We start from the raw sequence: 16,831 nt of genomic DNA on the forward strand, positions 1-16,831 counted from the left end.
TCGTAGCCGCCGCCCCGGGACACCGCGTAACGTGCGGTGCATGAAGATCCTCATCAGTGCGGACATGGAGGGTGCCACCGGCGTCACCTGGCCGGCCGACGTGCTCCCGGGGACACCGCAGTGGGAGCGGTGCCGTTCCATGTTCACCTCCGACGTGAACGCCGCGGTGCTCGGCTTCTTCGACGGCGGCGCCGACCAGGTGCTCGTCAACGAGGCCCACTGGACCATGCGCAACCTGCTCCTGGAGCGGCTCGACGAGCGGGTCGAGATGCTCACCGGGCGGCACAAGTCGCTCTCCATGGTGGAGGGCGTCCAGCACGGCGACGTCGACGGCATCGCGTTCATCGGCTACCACGCGGGCGCCGGCATGGAGGGCGTCCTCGCCCACACCTACCTCGCGAACCAGATCACCGGGGTGTGGGTGAACGACGTCCGCGCGAGCGAGGGTCTGCTCAACGCGCACGTCGTCGCCGAGTACGGCGTCCCCGTCGTGCTCGTCACCGGCGACGACCTGGCCTGCGAGGACGCTCTCGGGTACGCGCCCGAGGCGCGCAAGGTCGCGGTGAAGGACCATGTGTCCCGGTACGCGGCGGTGTGCCGCACTCCCACCCGCACCGCCGCCGACATCCGCGCCGCGGCCAAGGAGGCCGCCCAGCTCGCCGTCCGGTACGAGCCGGTGGCGGCCGGTCCGTTCACGGTCGCCGTCGAGTTCGACGCCGAGCACCTGGCGATGGCCGCGACCGTCGTGCCCGGCGTGGCACGCGTCGGCGAGCGCAAGGTGGCGTACACCAGCGGGACCATGTACGAGGGAATCCGGACCTTCAAGGCGGTCACCACGATCGTCTCGGCCGCAGTGGAGGAGCAGTATGGCTGACCAGCAGGCCCTGGACGAGGTGGTGGAGTTCACCTCCGGTCTGATCCGCATCGACACCACCAACCGGGGCGGCGGCGACTGCCAGGAGCGGCCGGCCGCCGAGTACGCGGCCGAGCGCCTCGCCGGGGCGGGCCTGGAACCCGTGATGCTGGAGCGGACCCGGGGGCGGACCAACGTCGTCGCCCGGATCGAGGGCACCGACCCGTCCGCCGACGCGCTGCTGGTGCACGGCCATCTCGACGTGGTGCCGGCCGAGGCCGCCGACTGGAGCGTCGACCCGTTCTCGGGCGAGATCCGCGACGGCGTGGTGTGGGGGCGCGGCGCCGTCGACATGAAGAACATGGACGCGATGATCCTCGCGGTCGTCCGCTCCTGGGCGCGGCAGGGCGTACGGCCCCGCCGGGACGTCGTCGTCGCGTTCACCGCCGACGAGGAGGCCAGCGCCGAGGACGGCTCCGGGTTCCTCGCCGACGAGCACCCGGAGCTGTTCGAGGGCTGCACCGAGGGCGTCAGCGAGTCGGGCGCCTTCACCTTCCACGACGGCTCCGGGCGGCAGCTCTACCCCATCGCCGCGGGGGAGCGGGGCACCGGCTGGCTGAAGCTGACCGCACGCGGCCGGGCCGGACACGGCTCCAAGGTGAACAAGGAGAACGCGGTCACCCGGCTCGCCGCCGCCGTCACCCGCATCGGCGAGCACGAGTGGCCGCTCAGGCTCACCCCGACCGTGCGGGCCGCGCTCGGCGAACTGGCCGGCCTGTACGGCGTCGACGCCGACTTCGAGGACGTGGACGGGCTGCTGAGGAAGCTGGGCCCGGCCGCCAAGCTGGTCGAGGCCACCGTCCGCAACAGCGCCAACCCGACGATGCTGGACGCCGGTTACAAGGTCAACGTCATCCCGGGCGAGGCCGTCGCCTACGTGGACGGGCGGTACCTCGCGGGCGGCGAGGAGGAGTTCCGCGACACCCTCGACCGGCTCACCGGACCGGACGTGGACTGGGAGTTCGCCCACCACGAGGTCGCCCTGCAGGCCCCCCTGGACTCGCCCACCTACGCGAGGATGCGGGCGGCCGTCGAGGAGTTCGCGCCCGAGGGGCACGTCGTGCCGTACTGCATGTCCGGCGGGACGGACGCCAAGCAGTTCTCGCGGCTCGGCATCACCGGCTACGGCTTCGCGCCGCTGAAGCTCCCCGAGGACCTCGACTACCAGGCGCTCTTCCACGGCGTCGACGAGCGGGTGCCCGTGGAGGCGCTGCACTTCGGCGTCCGGGTCCTCGACCGGTTCCTGCGGACGGCCTAGGCGATGGGGGAGAACATGCAGCAGCCGTACGGGTCCTGGCCCTCGCCGATCGACGCGGCGCTGGCCGCGGCGCACGACGGGCAGCCGGAGTGGGTGGGCTTCGTCGGCGACGAGGTCTGGTGGACCGAGCCCCGGCCCGCCGAGGGCGGCCGCCGGGCGCTGGTCCGGCGCACGGCCGAGGGCGCCGAGGAGTCGGTGCTGCCCGCGCCGTGGAACGTCCGCACCCGGGTCATCGAGTACGGCGGCCGGCCGTGGACCGGTACGGTCCAGGACGGCGCGCCGCTCGTGGTGTTCGCCAACTTCGCCGACCAGCGGCTGTACCGGTGGGAGCCCGGCACCGAACCCCGCCCGCTCACCCCGCTGTCGCCGGTGGAGGGCGGACTGCGCTGGGCGGAGCCGCGGGTGGACCTCGCGCGCGGCGAGGTGTGGTGCGTGCTGGAGGAGTTCACCGGGGACGGTCCGGACGACGTACGGCGCGTCCCGGCCGCCGTCCCGCTGGACGGCTCGGCCGCCGCCGACCGGGCCGCCGTCCGCGAACTCGTGGAGCAACGGCACCGGTTCGTCACCGGGCCCCGGCTCTCGCCCGACGGCCGCCGGGCCGCCTGGCTGGCCTGGGACCATCCGCGGATGCCGTGGGACGGCACCGAGCTGCTCGTCGGCGAGGTCGGTGACGACGGCACCCTGCACTCGGTCCGCACCGTCGCCGGCGGCCCCGAGGAGTCCGTCGCCCAGGTGGACTGGGCCGCCGACGGCGCCCTGCTGTACGCGAGCGACCGCGGCGGCTGGTGGAACCTCTACCGCGACGGCGCCCCGCTGTGCCCGCGCGAGGAGGAGTTCGCCGGGCCGCTGTGGAAGCTCGGCCTGAACTGGTTCGCGCCGCTGGACAACGGCCTGATCGCGGTCGTGCACGGCCGCGGCGCCGCCGTGCTGGGGATACTCGACCCCGAGTCCGGCGAGGTCGTCGACGCCGCCGGGCCCTGGACCGAGTTCGGATCCGCCCTCGCCGTCCACGGCGAGCGGGTCGTCGCGGTCGGGGCCGGTACGCGCACCGGGCCCGAGGTGGTGGAACTCGACACCCGGATCGGCCGCGCCCGGGCCATCGGCGCCCGCCACCGGGACGCCGTGGACCCCGCGTACTACCCGCGGCCGGAGACCCGTGTCTTCACCGGGCCCGGCGGCCGCGAGGTGCACGCCCACGTCTACCCGCCGCACCACCCCGGCCGCACCGCCCCCGACGGCGAACTGCCGCCGTACGTCATCTGGGCGCACGGCGGTCCCACCGGCCGGGTGCCGTGCGTACTCGACCTGGAGATCGCCTACTTCACCTCGCGCGGCATCGGAGTCGCCGAGGTCAACTACGGCGGCTCCACCGGATACGGCCGCGCCTACCGGGAGCGGCTGCGCGAGCAGTGGGGCGTGGTGGACGTCGAGGACTGCGCGGCCGTCGCCCGCGCCCTCGCCGAGGAGGGCACCGCCGACCGCGGCCGGCTCGCCATCCGGGGCGGCAGCGCGGGCGGCTGGACCACGGCCGCCTCGCTGACCGGGACGGACGTGTACGCCTGCGGCACGATCATCTACCCGGTGCTGGACCTCGCCACCTGGGGGCCGGGGGAGACCCACGACTTCGAGTCGCGCTATCTCGAGTCGCTGATCGGCCCGCTCGCCGAGGTCCCCGAGCGGTACGCCGAACGTTCGCCCACCACCCACGCCGACCGGCTCACCGCGCCGTTCCTGCTGCTCCAGGGCCTGGACGACGTGATCTGCCCGCCCGCTCAGAGCGAGCGCCTGCTCGCCGGCATCGAGGGCCGGGGGGTGCCGCACGCCTATCTCACCTTCGAGGGGGAGGGGCACGGCTTCCGGCGCGCCGACACCATGGTGCGCGCCCTGGAGGCCGAACTCTCCCTGTACTCGCAGGTGTTCGGCCTCGACCCGACACCGGCCGTGCCGAAGCTGGAGCTGGGCACATGACCATGAGGGAACTGCGCCGGCCGCACCGGCTGGCCCCCGGCGCGCGGGTGGCCGTCGTCGCCCCCAGCGGCCCGGTGCCCGAGGAACGCCTCCAGGCCGGTCTCGACGTGCTGCGCGGCTGGGACCTCGACCCGGTGGTCGCGCTCCATGTGCTGGACCGGCACGGGGAGCTGGGCTATCTGGCGGGCGCCGACGCCGACCGGGCGGCCGATCTGCAGCGCGCCTGGTGCGACCCCGCCGTGGACGCGGTGCTCTGCGCCCGCGGCGGGTACGGCGCCCAGCGCATGGCCGACCTCCTCGACTGGGAGGCGATGCGCGCCGCCGGGCCCAAGGTGTTCGCCGGTTTCAGCGACATCACCGTGCTGCACCAGGCGTTCGCCGCCCGGCTCGGCCTGGTCACCCTGCACGGGCCGGCCGCCGCGGGCGTCGACTTCATCAAGAACGCCCGGGCGCAGGAGCACCTGCGGGCCACCCTGTTCGCACCGGAGACGGTCCGCACCCTCGCCTCGGGCCGCCCCGCCCTGGCCTCGGGGCGAGCCCGCGGAGTGACCCTCGGCGGCTGCCTCAGCATGCTCGCCAGTGACCTCGGCACGCCCCTGGCCCACCCCGGCGCCCGAGGCGGACTGCTGCTGCTGGAGGACGTGGGCGAGCAGCCGTACCGCGTGGACCGGCTGCTGACCCAGCTCCTGCGCTCCGGCTGGCTCGACGGCGTCGCCGGGATCGGGCTCGGCTCCTGGCGGGACTGCGGCCCGTACGGCGAACTCCGCGCCGTCCTCGCCGACCGGCTCGGCGGGCTCGGGGTGCCGGTCGTCGAGGACATCGGATTCGGGCACTGCGACGGGGCGCTGACGGTGCCGTTCGGAGTGACGGCCGAACTCGACGCCGACGCGGGAACCCTGACGCTGGACGAGCCCGCCCTGCGCTGACCCGCGACGGCCCCGGCCGGCCCCGGCACGCCGCGCCGGGGCCGGCCGGGGCCGGGAAAACACGGTGGGGTGCCCGGGCCGGTGACGCGTAGGCTGGCCGGATGCCGCACACCGCAGCCCACTACCTCGCCACCGGCCCCCGGGTGGGCATCCGCGCCTTCACCCCCGGGGACGGCCCCGAGTTCACCGCCCGGGCCAGGGAGAGCAAGGACCTGCACCGGCCCTGGCTGTTCCCGCCGGACGACGACGAGGGGTACGCGAGCTATGCCGGGGCGCTCATCAAGGACCCGGCCCGGGCCGGGTTCCTCGTGTGCGAGAAGGACACCGGCGGCATCGCCGGCTTCATCAACATCAACAACATCGTCCGGGGCGGCTTCCAGTGCGGCGCCCTCGGCTACGGCGTCTTCGCCCACGCGGCCGGCCGGGGGCTGATGCGCGAGGGCCTCGACCTGGTGATCGGGTACGCGTTCGGGCCGCTCGGACTGCACCGGCTGGAGATCAACGTCCAGCCGGACAACGCCGCCTCGGTCGCCCTGGCCCGCGGCGCCGGCTTCCGGCTGGAGGGCTTCTCGCCGGCCATGATCTTCATCGACGGCGCCTGGCGCGACCACGAACGCTGGGCGCTGACCGCCGAGATGCGCACCGCCGACTGAACCTCCGTCCGGCCGAAGGAGAGCCCATGCGAACGCTCGTCGTGCTCGACGCCCCCTCGAACCTGGGTCTGCGCCCGCCGGCCCCCGGCACCGTCCCGGGCTGCTACAAGCTGGCGGGAGCCCTCCGGGAGCAGGGCCTGCCGCGGCGGCTCGGCGCGCGGGAGGGCGGAGTCGTCGTACCGCCCCGCTACGACCGCGGCGACTGGCGGGAGGGCGACGGGGTGTTCAACGCGGCCGCCCTCGCCGGATACACCGTGCGGCTCGCCGACCGCGTCGAACGCCACCTGCGGGCCGGGGAGTTCCCCGTCGTGCTCGGCGGCGACTGCTCCATCCAGCTCGGCGCCTCCCTCGCCATGCGCCGCCTCGGCCGGTACGGGCTCGCCGCGGTGGACGCCTCGCCCGACTTCCGGCACCCCGGGAACTCCGGCCGGATCGGCGCCGCGGGCGGTGAGGAGGTCGCGCTCGGCACCGGACGCGGCCAGGCGGACCTGACGGACATCGAGGGGCTCCGGCCCTATCTCAGGGACGAGGACGTGCGGTTCTTCGGCATCCGCGACGCCTGCACGGACGACCTGGCCGAACTCGCCTCGCTGAAGATGCCGGCCGCCACCGTCGCCGGCATCCGCGCCGAGGGCCCCGGGCCGGTCGCCCGGGCCGCCGCCGAGGCCTTCCGGGCACCCGGACTCGACGGCTTCTGGGTCCACCTGGACGCCGACGTACTGGACCCGTCCGTGATGCCGGCCGTCGACAGCCCCGACCCCGACGGCCTGCTGCCGGCCGAACTGGAGGAGCTGCTGCGCCCGTTGCTCGCCTCCCCGCGCTGCGTGGGCCTCAACGTCACCATCTACGACCCCGACCTCGACCCCGAGGGCACGGCGGCAGCCCTGCTGGCGGACCTGGTCGTGGCCGCCTTTGCGCAATCCTGACCGGCAGATCCCCTGGCCGACTCGCCGCACGCCGGGTTCCATGGTCATCGTGACGAGGATCCGACGTGAGGTCATCACCCTGCCCGCCGCGCGGTTGGGCCCCGACAACCCCCTGCCCCCGCTCCGCCCCCTCGACGAGATGCACCGCGTCGACGACCGGGACCGCGGGGACATGCCTCGGGACATGGCCCGGCAGCTCGACTACGAGCCGCTGCGCAGCCTCCTGCCGGTGCGGGTGCGCGACGGGTACGGCAGAACCCGCGAACCCCGCGCCCTGCAGGCCCTGGTGATCGAGAACGACCGGCTGCGCGCCACCGTGCTGCCCGGCCTCGGCGGCCGGATAGCCTCCCTGGTCCACCTGCCCACCGGACGCGAACTCCTCTACCGCAACCCGGTGTTCCAGCCCGCCAACTTCGCGCTCAACGGCGCCTGGTACTCCGGCGGCATCGAGTGGAACATCGGCGCCACCGGCCACACCACCCTGTCCTGCGCGCCCGTGCACGCCGCCCCCGTCCCCGCCCCCGACGGCGGCGCCATGCTGCGCCTGTGGGAGTGGGAGCGGCTGCGCGACCTGCCGTTCCAGGTCGACCTGTGGCTCCCGCCGGGCTCCGACTTCCTGTACGTGGGCGTCCGTGTCCGCAACCCGCACGAGCACCCGGCGCCCGTCTACTGGTGGTCCAACATCGCCGTCCCCGAGGACCGCCGGGTCCTCGCCCCCGCCGACGAGGCCTGGCAGTTCGGCTACGAGCGCCGGCTGCGCCGGGTGCCGGTCCCGAGCCATGACGGCGTCGACCGCACTTACCCCCTCAACAGCCCTTACGCCGCCGACTACTTCTACGAGGTCCCGGACGGCCGGCGCCGCTGGATCGCCGCGCTGGACACCGACGGGCACGGCCTCGTGCAGACCTCCACCGACGTGCTGCGCGGCCGGAAGCTGTTCGTGTGGGGCAGCGGCCCCGGCGGCCGGCGCTGGCAGGGGTGGCTGACCGAGCCCGGCACCGCCGGCTACTGCGAGATCCAGGCCGGTCTCGCCCGCACCCAGCTCGAGCACGTCCGGCTGGAACCCGGGAGCGAGCTGTCCTGGCTGGAGGCGTACGGCCCGCTGGACGCCGACCCCGACGGCCCCTCGTGGTCCGCGGTCGTGCGGGGCGCCGAGGACCGGCTGGCGGCGGTCCTGCCGCGGGCCCGCGTCGAGCAGGCGTACGCGGACTGGCAGCCGTACGCCGACACCGAACCCGGCGAGCGGCTGGCCACCGGCTCCGGCTGGGGCGCGCTCGAGGTCCGGCGCGCCGGCTGGAAACTGCCCGGCACGCCGTTCCCCGAGTCGACCCTCGGCGAGGCGCAGGAGCCCTGGCTGGAGCTGCTGCGCACCGGCTCGCTGCCGGAACCGCGCCGGGTCCGCCCGCCCGGCGAGACGCTGGTCGCCCCGCACTGGCGGGACATGCTGGAGACCGCGCCCGCCACCCCGCACACCGAGTACCACCTCGGCGTCGCCCAGTGGCACGCCGGCGACCGCGCCCAGGCGGTACGGAGCTGGGAGCGGGCCCTGCCGCTCGCCCCTTCCCAGTGGCCGCTGCTGCGCTGCCTGGCCGTCGCCGACCAGGAGTCCGGCCACCACGAGCGGGCCGCCGACCGGTACGCGGAGGCCTTCGACGACCTGTGCCGCGAACGGCTCCCCCACTGCCTGAACGGCGTGGGAGGTACCCCCACCGACGGCGAGGCCTGGACCGCCGCCGTGGCCGCGCTCGGCAGGGAGGCGCTCGACGCGCTGCTGCGGGCCGGACGCACGGCGCAGGCCCGCGCGGTGTGGGACCGGCTGCTGCCCGCCGTGCGGCGCCGCGGCGCGTTCCGGCTGCTGGAGGCCGGGCTGCTGCTAGCCGAGGGGCGGCGGGCGGACGCCCGGGCCGTCCTCGACGACGGCTTCGAGGTGGCGGACCTGCGGGAGGGCGCGGACGTGATCGAGCGGCTGTGGGCCCGGGTCACCGACGACCCGCTGCCCGCCCGCCTCGACTTCCGGATGCGGCCGGACGCCGGCTGAGCGGGCGGCTCAGCCGCTCTGGTCCACGTACTCGAAGATCGAGCCGTCCGGGTGCATCGCCAGCAGGTTCCGGCCCGCCGGGGTCGGCACCGGCCCGACGATGACCCGGGCGCCCAGGTCGGTCAGCAGCCGGTGCGCCTCGGTCACATCCTTGACGGCGATCGTCGCCGTCACCTTGCGCAGCACCTCCAGCTCCGCCTCCGGGCCGCTCATCAGGAGGAAGGAGCCGATCGCGGCCACCTCGACCCCGCCGCGCTCGAACCGGAGCGCCCGGCCGCCCGCCAGCCGCTCGTAGAAGGGGACCGCGGTGTCGAGGTCGTCGACGCAGATACGCAGTGTGGCGCCCAGAATCTCCATGCGCACGAGCCTAGTTGGGACGTCGGGTCCGGCGCAGGCGAGTCCCGGGCGGGCGCCGGGCGACGCCGTTACCGCGCGAGGCCGGCGGGTAGGCGTAGGACATGGACCGTTTGGATCACCTGGAACATCTGGACAAGCACCTCGTCGAGGAGCTGGCACAGGTGGCACGCGAGACGGTACGCGACGAACTGCGCGAGCAGAGCCGCAAGCAGCGCCGCACCGCCATGCTCTACGCCGCCTCGGGCGCCGTCGCCCTGTACGCGGGCGGCGCCCTGGCGCTCGCGGTGGGCCTCGCCCTGGCCGTGGGCCTGCCGGGCTGGGCGGCGGCACTGATCACCGCCGCGATCCTGGGCGCCCTCGCCTACGTGCTGCGCGGCGCCGCCCACCCGAAACCCGGCCACGCCCCCACCCGGCCGGCCGCCACCCCCTACCCCCCGATGCCCACCGACCCCCCGGACGAAGTCCCCCACCACAGGGCCTGACCCCACCCCCGCGCCCACCAGGGGCGCGGGGAACTGCGCCCAGCCCCAACGCACCCGCACCCGACAACGCACCGCTCACCCGAGCCGCGGCAGCACCTTCGTGCGGTAGAAGTCGAAGAACCCCTTCTGATCAGCCCCGATCTGGTTCACGTACACCCGGTCGAACCCCGCGTCACCGAACGCCCGCAGCGCCGCGACATGCTCGTCGACGTCGTCCCCGCACACCGACTTCTCCCGCACCATGTCCTCGGTGACCAGCTCCGCGAGCTGCTCGAAGTGCCGCGGCGAGGGCAGCACCTGCCCCATCTCGCCCGGCAGCAGCTCGTTGTACCAGAGCCTGCGCACCGTCCGCACGCACTCGTCGCGGTCGGTCCCGTAACAGACCTTCGTACCGCCGCTGACCGGCTTGGCCCCGCCGCCGCCCTTGCGGAACTGGGTGACCATCTCCTCGTCCGGCATCATCGTGATGTAGCCGTCGCCCACCCGCGCGGCCAGCGAGGTGGCCTTCGGGCCGAAGCCGGAGATGTCGATCGGGACGGGCTCGTCCGGGACCGTGTACAGCCGGGCGTTCTCCACCGTGTAGTGCGTGCCGTGGTGGTTGACCTCCTCGCCGGTGAACAGCCGGCGCATCACCTGGATCGACTCCTCCAGCATCTCCAGTCGCACATGCGCCGGGGGCCAGCGATCGCCGAGGATGTGCTCGTTCAGCGCCTCGCCGGTGCCGACCCCGAGCCGGAAGCGGCCGCCGGTCAGCACCGCGCTGGTCGCCGCGGCCTGCGCCAGCACCGCGGGGTGGATCCGTACCGTCGGGCAGGTCACGGCCGTCTCGATGGGCAGCGAAACGGCCTCCGACAGCGCGCCGATCATCGACCAGACGAACGGGCTCTGGCCCTGCTCGCCGTTCCACGGGTGGTAGTGGTCGGAGATCCACAGCGCCTGGAATCCGGCCTGCTCGGCCATGCGGGCCTGTTCGATCAGCTCGGCCGGCCCGTGCTCCTCGCAGGCCAGGAAATAACCGTATTCGGGCATGACGGACACCTCCGCGCGACCGGACGGCCGGATTCGCGACTGGTGGGGGGCTTCGGGACCCGGGCCGGGTAACCGCCGCCGTCCGGGCGAAACGCGGGCGCGACCGGCGTCCGGGTGAGCCGGGCGGCGTTTGGGTGCGACGGCCCCGGCTACGCGGAATGCCTGGAGGGAGCCACACCGCCGGAAGGACACCCGTGAGTCGACCACGTGTCGTGATCGTCGGCGCCGGCTTCGCCGGGTACCGGGCTGCCCGCACCCTCGCCCGGATCACCCGCGGCCGCGCCCTGATCACCCTGCTCAACCCGACCGACTACTTCCTGTACCTGCCGCTGCTGCCCCAGGTGTCCGCCGGGATCCTGGACGCCCGCAGGGTCACCGTCTCGCTGCCCGGCACCCTGCGCGGGGTGCGTCTGGTGCTCGGCGAGGCCGGCCGGGTCGACTTCGACCGGCGCACCGTCCACTACCGGGACCCCGAGGACCGCGCCGGGACCCTCGGCTACGACCGGCTGGTGCTGGCCGTGGGCAGCGTCAACAAGCTGTTGCCGATCCCCGGCGTCGCCGAGCACGCGCACGGGTTCCGCGGGCTGCCCGAGGCCCTGTACCTGCGCGACCACGTCACCCGGCAGGTGGAACTCGCCGCGACGGAGGACGACCCGGAGGTCCGCGCCGCGCGGTGCACCTTCGTCGTGGTCGGCGCCGGCTACACCGGCACCGAGGTGGCCGCGCAGATGCGGATGCTCACCGACCACCTGGCCCGCCGCGACCTGCCCGGTGTGGCCCGGCCCCGCTGGATCCTGCTGGACACCGCGCCGCGCGTGCTGCCGGAGATGGACGAACGGCTCTCCCGCACCGCGGACCGGGTGCTGCGGGCGCGCGGCGTGGACGTCCGCACGGGCACCTCCGTGAAGGAGGCCACGCACGACGGCGTCCTGCTCACCGACGGCGAGTTCGTGCCGTCGCGGACCCTGGTCTGGTGCGTCGGGGTCCGGCCCGATCCGCTGATCGAGGACGTCGGGCAGCCGCTGGAGCGGGGCCGGCTCATCGTCGATCCGTACCTCCAGGTGCCGGGCCGCACCGAGGTGTTCGCCTGCGGTGACGCGGCGGCCGTGCCGGACCTGGAGCGTCCCGACGAGTTCACCCCGATGACCGCCCAGCACGCCTGGCGGCAGGGCAGGGTGGCCGGCGAGAACGTGGCCGCCTCGCTCGGCCTCGGCCGCCGCCGGCGCGCCTACCGCCACCGCGACCTCGGCTTCGCCGTGGACCTCGGCGGCGTACAGGCCGCGGCGAACCCGTTCGGCGTCCCGCTGTCCGGCCCGCCGGCCGGCGCGGTCACCCGCGGCTACCACCTGGCCGCACTGCCCGGCAACCGCCTGCGCGTCGCCGCCGACTGGCTGCTGGACTCCGTACTTCCGCGCCAGACCGTGCAGTTGGGTCTCGTGCGGTCCTGGTCGGTCCCCCTCGACACGGCATCCCCCGAGCTGGCCCGGGTACCCGGCGGCCCCGGACGTCCGGGCGGCGGCGCACACGGCGACGACGGCGAACCGTCCGCCGGCCGGCAGGCGGACCCCCGCGCGGCGGACCGGCCCGCATCCGCACCGCCCACCGGCCGTCCCGCCCCCGGTCCCGTCCGGCGCACCGACTCCGCGGCCCCCGCGGACCCACCCGAAGCAGCAGAAGGAGATTCATGAACACCGCCGAACTCGCCGAACTCGGCCAGCAGTTGCGCGTGGACAGCGTGCGGGCCGCCGCCGCGGCGGGATCCGGGCATCCCACCTCGTCGATGTCCGCAGCCGACCTGATGGCCGTGCTGCTCGCCAACCACCTGCGCTACGACTTCGAGCGCCCCGAGCACCCCGCCAACGACCGCTTCGTGCTCTCCAAGGGCCACGCCTCGCCGCTGCTGTACGCCGCCTACAAGGCGGCCGGCGCCATCGAGGACGGCGAGCTGCTGACCTTCCGCAAGCTCGGCAGCCGCCTGGAGGGGCACCCGACCCCGCGCCGGCTGCCCTGGGTGGAGACCGCCACCGGCTCGCTCGGCCAGGGCCTGCCCGTCGGCGTGGGCATCGCGCTCGCCGGACAGCGGCTGGACCGCACCGGCTACCGCGTGTGGGTGCTGTGCGGGGACAGCGAACTGGCCGAGGGCTCCGTCTGGGAGGCCGCCGAGCACGCCGCGTACGAGAACCTGGACAACCTCGTGGCCGTCGTGGACGTCAACCGGCTGGGCCAGCGCGGCCCGACCCGGCACGGCCACGACCTGGACGCCTACGCCCGCCGTTTCCAGGCCTTCGGCTGGCACACCGTCGAGATCGACGGCCATGACGTCGACGCCATCGACCGCGCTTACGGCGAGGCACTGTCGACGACCGGACAGCCCACCGTGATCCTCGCCCGCACCCTCAAGGGCAAGGGCGTCGCCGCCGTCGAGGACCGCGAGGGCCTGCACGGCAAGCCGCTGCCCGAGGCCGAGGAGGCCATCGCCGAGCTGGGCGGACCGCGCGAGCTGAAGGTCCGGGTCAGCGAGCCGGCCGCCGCGGCCGCCCTCCGCTCCCTCAGCACCGACGCGGTCCGGCTGCCGCAGTACGACAAGGGCGAGGAGGTGGCCACCCGGGACGCCTTCGGCAAGGCCCTCGCCGCGCTCGGCGCCGCCCGCGGCGACGTAGTCGCGCTGGACGGCGAGGTGGGCGACTCCACCCGTACCGAGGTGTTCGCGAAGGAGCACCCCGACCGCTTCTTCGAGTGCTACATCGCCGAACAGCAGCTCGTCGCCACCGCCGTCGGCATGGCGGCCCGCGGCTGGGTGCCGTACGCCTCGACGTTCGCGGCCTTCCTCAGCCGCGCCCACGACTTCGTCCGCATGGCCTCCATCAGCGGCAGCGGGATCAACCTGGTCGGCTCGCACGCCGGCGTGGCGATCGGGCAGGACGGGCCCTCGCAGATGGGCCTGGAGGACCTGGCGCTGTTCCGGTCCGTGTACGGCTCGACCGTGCTGTACCCGTGCGACGCCAACCAGACGGCCCGGCTGATCGCCACCATGGCCGGCCTCGACGGCGTCCGCTACCTGCGCACCTCGCGTGGCAAGAGCCCGGTGATCTACGGCCCCGAGGAGGAGTTCCCGGTCGGCGGCAGCAAGGTGCTGCGCTCCGGTGAGCAGGACCGGCTGACCGTCGTCGCGGCCGGCGTCACCGTGCACGAGGCCCTGGCGGCCGCCGACCGGCTCGCCCAGGACGGCATCCAGATCCGCGTGATCGACCTGTACTCCGTCAAGCCCGTCGACGGCGAGACCCTGCGCCGGGCCGGCGAGGAGACCGGCTGCCTGCTCACCGTCGAGGACCACCACGAGGAGGGCGGTCTCGGCGACGCCGTCGCCGAGGCGTTCGCCGACGGGCGGCCCGTGCCCCGCCTGGTCCGGCTCGCGGTGCGCACCATGCCGGGCTCGGCCGCGCCCGACGAGCAGCTGCACGCCGCCGGCATCGACGCCACGGGCATCGCGGCCGCGGCCAAGCTGCTGGTCGAGGAGGCGGTCGTGGGATGAGCGACGACGACGCGCGGACGATACGGGCGGGCCGCCGCACGGTGCGCGTCCGACGGCCCGGGAAGGTCCTCCTCCCGGGCGGCGCCGAGGGCTTCACCAAGAACGATCTCGCCGAGTACCTCCGGTCTGTCGCGCCGTATCTGCTGCCGCACCTGCGGGGCCGTCCGCTGATGCTGGAACGGTATCCGGACGGCCTCGACGGCCCCCGCTTCATGCAGAAGAACACCCCCGACCACTACCCGGACTGGATCACCCGGGCCGAGGTCGCCAAGGAGGGCGGCACGGTGACGCACGTCGTCTGCGACGACACCGCCACCCTGCTGTACCTCGCCGACCAGGCCTGCCTCACCCTGCACCGCTGGCTCTCCCGCACCGACCGGGCCGGCGGTCCGGACCACCCCGACCTGCTGGTCTTCGACCTCGACCCGGCCCCGGCGCCCGCGGGGACCAGCGCCGCCCCCGAGGAGACCTTCGCCCCGGTCCGGGAGGCGGCCGGCGTGCTCCGTGAGCTGCTGGACGAGCTGGGTCTGCCCGCGGCGCCGATGACCACGGGCTCGCGGGGGCTGCACCTGGTCGTCCCGCTCGACGGCCGCCACGACTTCGACGAGGTACGCCGGTTCGCCCATGACGTGGCCGAGTTCGCGGCCGCCGAGCACCCCGGCCGGCTCACCACCGCCGCCCGCAAGCGCGACCGAGGCGATCGCCTCTACCTGGACGTGCAGCGCAACGGCTACGCGCAGACCGCCGTGGCCCCCTACACCGTCCGCGCTCTGCCCGGCGCGCCCGTCGCGGTGCCCCTAAGCTGGGAACAGGTGGCCGATCCGGGCGTACACGCCCGCCGCTGGACCATCGCCGACGCCGCCGACCAGGCCCGCACCGACCCGTGGGCCGCACTGCCGGGCCGGGGACGCGCCCTCGGGCCCGCCCAGCGCCGCCTCGCGGGACTGAAGGGCTGACGACGGCCGGTCCTGGCCGGTTCCGGGCCCGCGTTCACCGTCTGTCACCTGCGGCTTCGAGAACCCGCGTCCCCGGAATGTTTGGCCAAGGGATGAGCGGCCACACGCAGGGGAGAGGTGGCCATGACGAACACAAAGAACACTCAACAGTCACAGGACTCACAGGAAAAGCAGAACTCGTCCCAGACGGACGACGACGCGCCGCAGGGCGCGGCCACCGGCCGGCGGCCGCGTCCCATGGAAGTGCTGCGCGAGGCACGCGCCCAGCTCGCCGAGCTGACCGGGCTCCAGCCGGAGTCGGTGTCCTCCTTCGAGCAGACCGAGGACGGATGGTCGCTCGACGTGGAGGTCCTGGAGCTCGAGCGGGTCCCGGACACCATGAGCCTGATGGCGAGTTACCAGGTGGAGCTGGACGCGGAGGGGCAGCTCACGGGCTATCGCCGCGTCCGCCGCTACGAACGCGGACGGGCGGACGCGCGCGGCCGCTGAGCCCCCGTCCCCCGCGCCCGGCACCACCGGCGCACCGCTTGTCCGATCACCGAGAAGGAGGAATGGCCGGCATGACCGTTGTACCGGCACAACAGAGCGGCGGCGGAGGCGGCAGCAGCGGCCTCTACGACGTACTGGAACTGGTTCTGGACAGGGGGCTCGTGATCGACGCGTTCGTCCGTGTCTCCCTGGTCGGCATCGAGATCCTGAAGATCGACGTCCGCGTCGTCGTGGCCAGCGTCGACACGTACCTGCGCTTCGCCGAGGCGTGCAACCGCCTCGACCTGGAGTCGGGTCCGAACAAGAGCCCCGGCCTGCCCGAGATCGTCGGCGAGGTCACCGAGTCCGGTGCCCGCGGCAAGAGCAAGGGCGCCCTGTCCGGCGCCGCCGAGACCATATCCGGCGCCTTCCAGCAGGCCCGTGACGAGGGCCAGGAGGGGCAGCGGGAGTCCCGGCCGCGCGCCCGCAAGACCGCGACCCGGCGTAAGGAGGAGTCGGAGTGAGCACCTACGTCTACGGCATCACCGCCCGTTCGCACCCGGCGCTCCCCGAAGGCATGTCCGGCGTGGGCGAGCCGCCGATGCCGGTGCGCGTGCTGACCGCCGGCGACCTGGCGGCCGTGGTGAGCGACGCGCCCGAGGGGCTGCGGCCCAAGCGCCGGGACCTGCTCGCGCACCAGAACGTGCTCGCCGAGACCGGCGCGGCCGGCTGCATCCTGCCGATGCGGTTCGGCAGCGTCGCCCCCGACGACGACTCCGTCACCCAGGTGCTGGGCGAGCGCGCGCAGCACTACCAGGAGCGGCTGCGGGAGCTGGACGGCAAGGTCGAGTACAACGTCAAGGCCACGCACGTCGAAGAGGCGGTACTGCACCGCGTGATGGCCGAGAACGCCGAGGTGCGTTCCCTGGCCGAGGCCAACCGGCAGTCCGGCGGCGGCAGTTACGACGACAAGATCCGGCTCGGCGAGATGGTCGCGGCGGCGGTCAAGGACAAGGAGGCCGAGGACGCGGCTGAGGTGCGCGCCGCCCTCGAAACGGCCGGCTCCGCACTGAGCGTGGGCCCCGAGTCCACCGGCTGGCTGGTCAACCTGTCGTTCCTGGTGCCCCGGGACACGGCCGAGGAGTTCCTGGCCGCGGTCGAGCAGGTCCGCACCAGCCACCCCCATCTCGATCTGCGGGTCAACGGACCGCTCCCGCCGTACAGCTTCGTGGAGCCCGGCCCCGCCGCGCCCGCGGACAGCACGGCCGGCGCCGACGCCGGAGCGCAGTAACGGCGGCTCGGCCCGAACGGAAAGGAGGGACATC

The 16,831-nt window shown here is 74.3% G+C and carries 16 protein-coding genes; 14 read left to right on the forward strand and 2 right to left on the reverse strand.

The genetic code is table 11. The annotated features are described in order from the left end of the window. The first annotated feature begins 40 nt into the window (after positions 1 to 40). From ACZ7JA_RS32475 to ACZ7JA_RS32505, 7 genes are all read left to right on the forward strand, one after another. Positions 41 to 874, forward strand: coding sequence for a M55 family metallopeptidase (locus tag ACZ7JA_RS32475; RefSeq protein ID WP_351669047.1), 834 nt, complete (start codon positions 41 to 43; stop codon positions 872 to 874). Continuing rightward, positions 867 to 2,171, forward strand: a complete 1,305-nt coding sequence (locus tag ACZ7JA_RS32480; RefSeq protein ID WP_470811950.1) for a M20/M25/M40 family metallo-hydrolase — start codon at positions 867 to 869, stop codon at positions 2,169 to 2,171. The genes ACZ7JA_RS32475 and ACZ7JA_RS32480 overlap by 8 nt, the downstream gene beginning before the upstream one ends. Before the next feature lie 3 nt (positions 2,172 to 2,174). Then, positions 2,175 to 4,139, forward strand: coding sequence for an LpqB family beta-propeller domain-containing protein (locus ACZ7JA_RS32485; RefSeq protein ID WP_470811952.1), 1,965 nt, complete (start codon positions 2,175 to 2,177; stop codon positions 4,137 to 4,139). Positions 4,140 to 4,141: 2 nt separating this feature from the next. After that, positions 4,142 to 5,065, forward strand: a complete 924-nt coding sequence (locus ACZ7JA_RS32490; RefSeq protein WP_470812141.1) for a S66 peptidase family protein — start codon at positions 4,142 to 4,144, stop codon at positions 5,063 to 5,065. Between the two features lie 101 nt (positions 5,066 to 5,166). Further along, positions 5,167 to 5,718 carry a GNAT family N-acetyltransferase gene (locus ACZ7JA_RS32495; protein ID WP_351669040.1) on the forward strand — a complete coding sequence of 184 codons (552 nt, stop codon included), beginning with the start codon at positions 5,167 to 5,169 and terminating at the stop codon, positions 5,716 to 5,718. Positions 5,719 to 5,744: 26 nt separating this feature from the next. Next, positions 5,745 to 6,644 (forward strand): arginase family protein, encoded by a 900-nt coding sequence (locus ACZ7JA_RS32500; protein ID WP_351669038.1) that lies wholly within the window; start codon positions 5,745 to 5,747, stop codon positions 6,642 to 6,644. 40 nt (positions 6,645 to 6,684) lie between these two features. Further along, positions 6,685 to 8,682, forward strand: coding sequence for a DUF5107 domain-containing protein (locus ACZ7JA_RS32505; protein WP_470811955.1), 1,998 nt, complete (start codon positions 6,685 to 6,687; stop codon positions 8,680 to 8,682). 9 nt (positions 8,683 to 8,691) lie between these two features. On the opposite strand, the gene ACZ7JA_RS32510 is transcribed toward ACZ7JA_RS32505, so the two are convergent. Further along, entirely contained in the window at positions 8,692 to 9,039 is a 348-nt protein-coding gene (locus ACZ7JA_RS32510) for a VOC family protein (RefSeq protein WP_450746965.1), read from the reverse strand. 101 nt (positions 9,040 to 9,140) lie between these two features. Between ACZ7JA_RS32510 and ACZ7JA_RS32515 the strand changes: the two genes are divergently transcribed. Continuing rightward, the gene (locus tag ACZ7JA_RS32515; protein ID WP_393428928.1) at positions 9,141 to 9,521 is read left to right on the forward strand and encodes a phage holin family protein; all 381 of its coding nucleotides are present in this window, start codon (positions 9,141 to 9,143) and stop codon (positions 9,519 to 9,521) included. 75 nt (positions 9,522 to 9,596) lie between these two features. On the opposite strand, the gene ACZ7JA_RS32520 is transcribed toward ACZ7JA_RS32515, so the two are convergent. Beyond that, positions 9,597 to 10,550 (reverse strand): LLM class F420-dependent oxidoreductase, encoded by a 954-nt coding sequence (locus ACZ7JA_RS32520; RefSeq protein WP_403680949.1) that lies wholly within the window; start codon positions 10,548 to 10,550, stop codon positions 9,597 to 9,599. A 194-nt stretch (positions 10,551 to 10,744) separates the two neighbouring features. On the opposite strand from ACZ7JA_RS32520, the gene ACZ7JA_RS32525 reads away from it, so the two are divergent. From ACZ7JA_RS32525 to ACZ7JA_RS32550, 6 genes are all read left to right on the forward strand, one after another. Next, positions 10,745 to 12,238, forward strand: coding sequence for an NAD(P)/FAD-dependent oxidoreductase (locus ACZ7JA_RS32525; protein ID WP_470811958.1), 1,494 nt, complete (start codon positions 10,745 to 10,747; stop codon positions 12,236 to 12,238). Then, complete coding sequence (locus ACZ7JA_RS32530) at positions 12,235 to 14,082, forward strand: transketolase (protein WP_351669027.1); 1,848 nt, start codon at positions 12,235 to 12,237, stop codon at positions 14,080 to 14,082. The genes ACZ7JA_RS32525 and ACZ7JA_RS32530 overlap by 4 nt, the downstream gene beginning before the upstream one ends. Then, on the forward strand, positions 14,079 to 15,038 hold the full coding sequence (gene ligD / locus ACZ7JA_RS32535) for a non-homologous end-joining DNA ligase (RefSeq protein WP_470811961.1): 960 nt from the start codon (positions 14,079 to 14,081) through the stop codon (positions 15,036 to 15,038). Before ACZ7JA_RS32530 ends, ligD begins: the two co-directional genes overlap by 4 nt. Positions 15,039 to 15,161: 123 nt before the next feature. Then, positions 15,162 to 15,527 carry a gas vesicle protein GvpO gene (locus ACZ7JA_RS32540; protein WP_389453430.1) on the forward strand — a complete coding sequence of 122 codons (366 nt, stop codon included), beginning with the start codon at positions 15,162 to 15,164 and terminating at the stop codon, positions 15,525 to 15,527. Between the two features lie 71 nt (positions 15,528 to 15,598). After that, positions 15,599 to 16,030, forward strand: coding sequence for a gas vesicle structural protein GvpA (locus tag ACZ7JA_RS32545; RefSeq protein WP_389301991.1), 432 nt, complete (start codon positions 15,599 to 15,601; stop codon positions 16,028 to 16,030). After that, entirely contained in the window at positions 16,027 to 16,797 is a 771-nt protein-coding gene (locus ACZ7JA_RS32550) for a GvpL/GvpF family gas vesicle protein (RefSeq protein WP_351669019.1), read from the forward strand. Before ACZ7JA_RS32545 ends, ACZ7JA_RS32550 begins: the two co-directional genes overlap by 4 nt. Positions 16,798 to 16,831 lie beyond the last annotated feature (34 nt).

It is taken from the genome of Streptomyces sp. NPDC038135, from assembly GCF_055601245.1.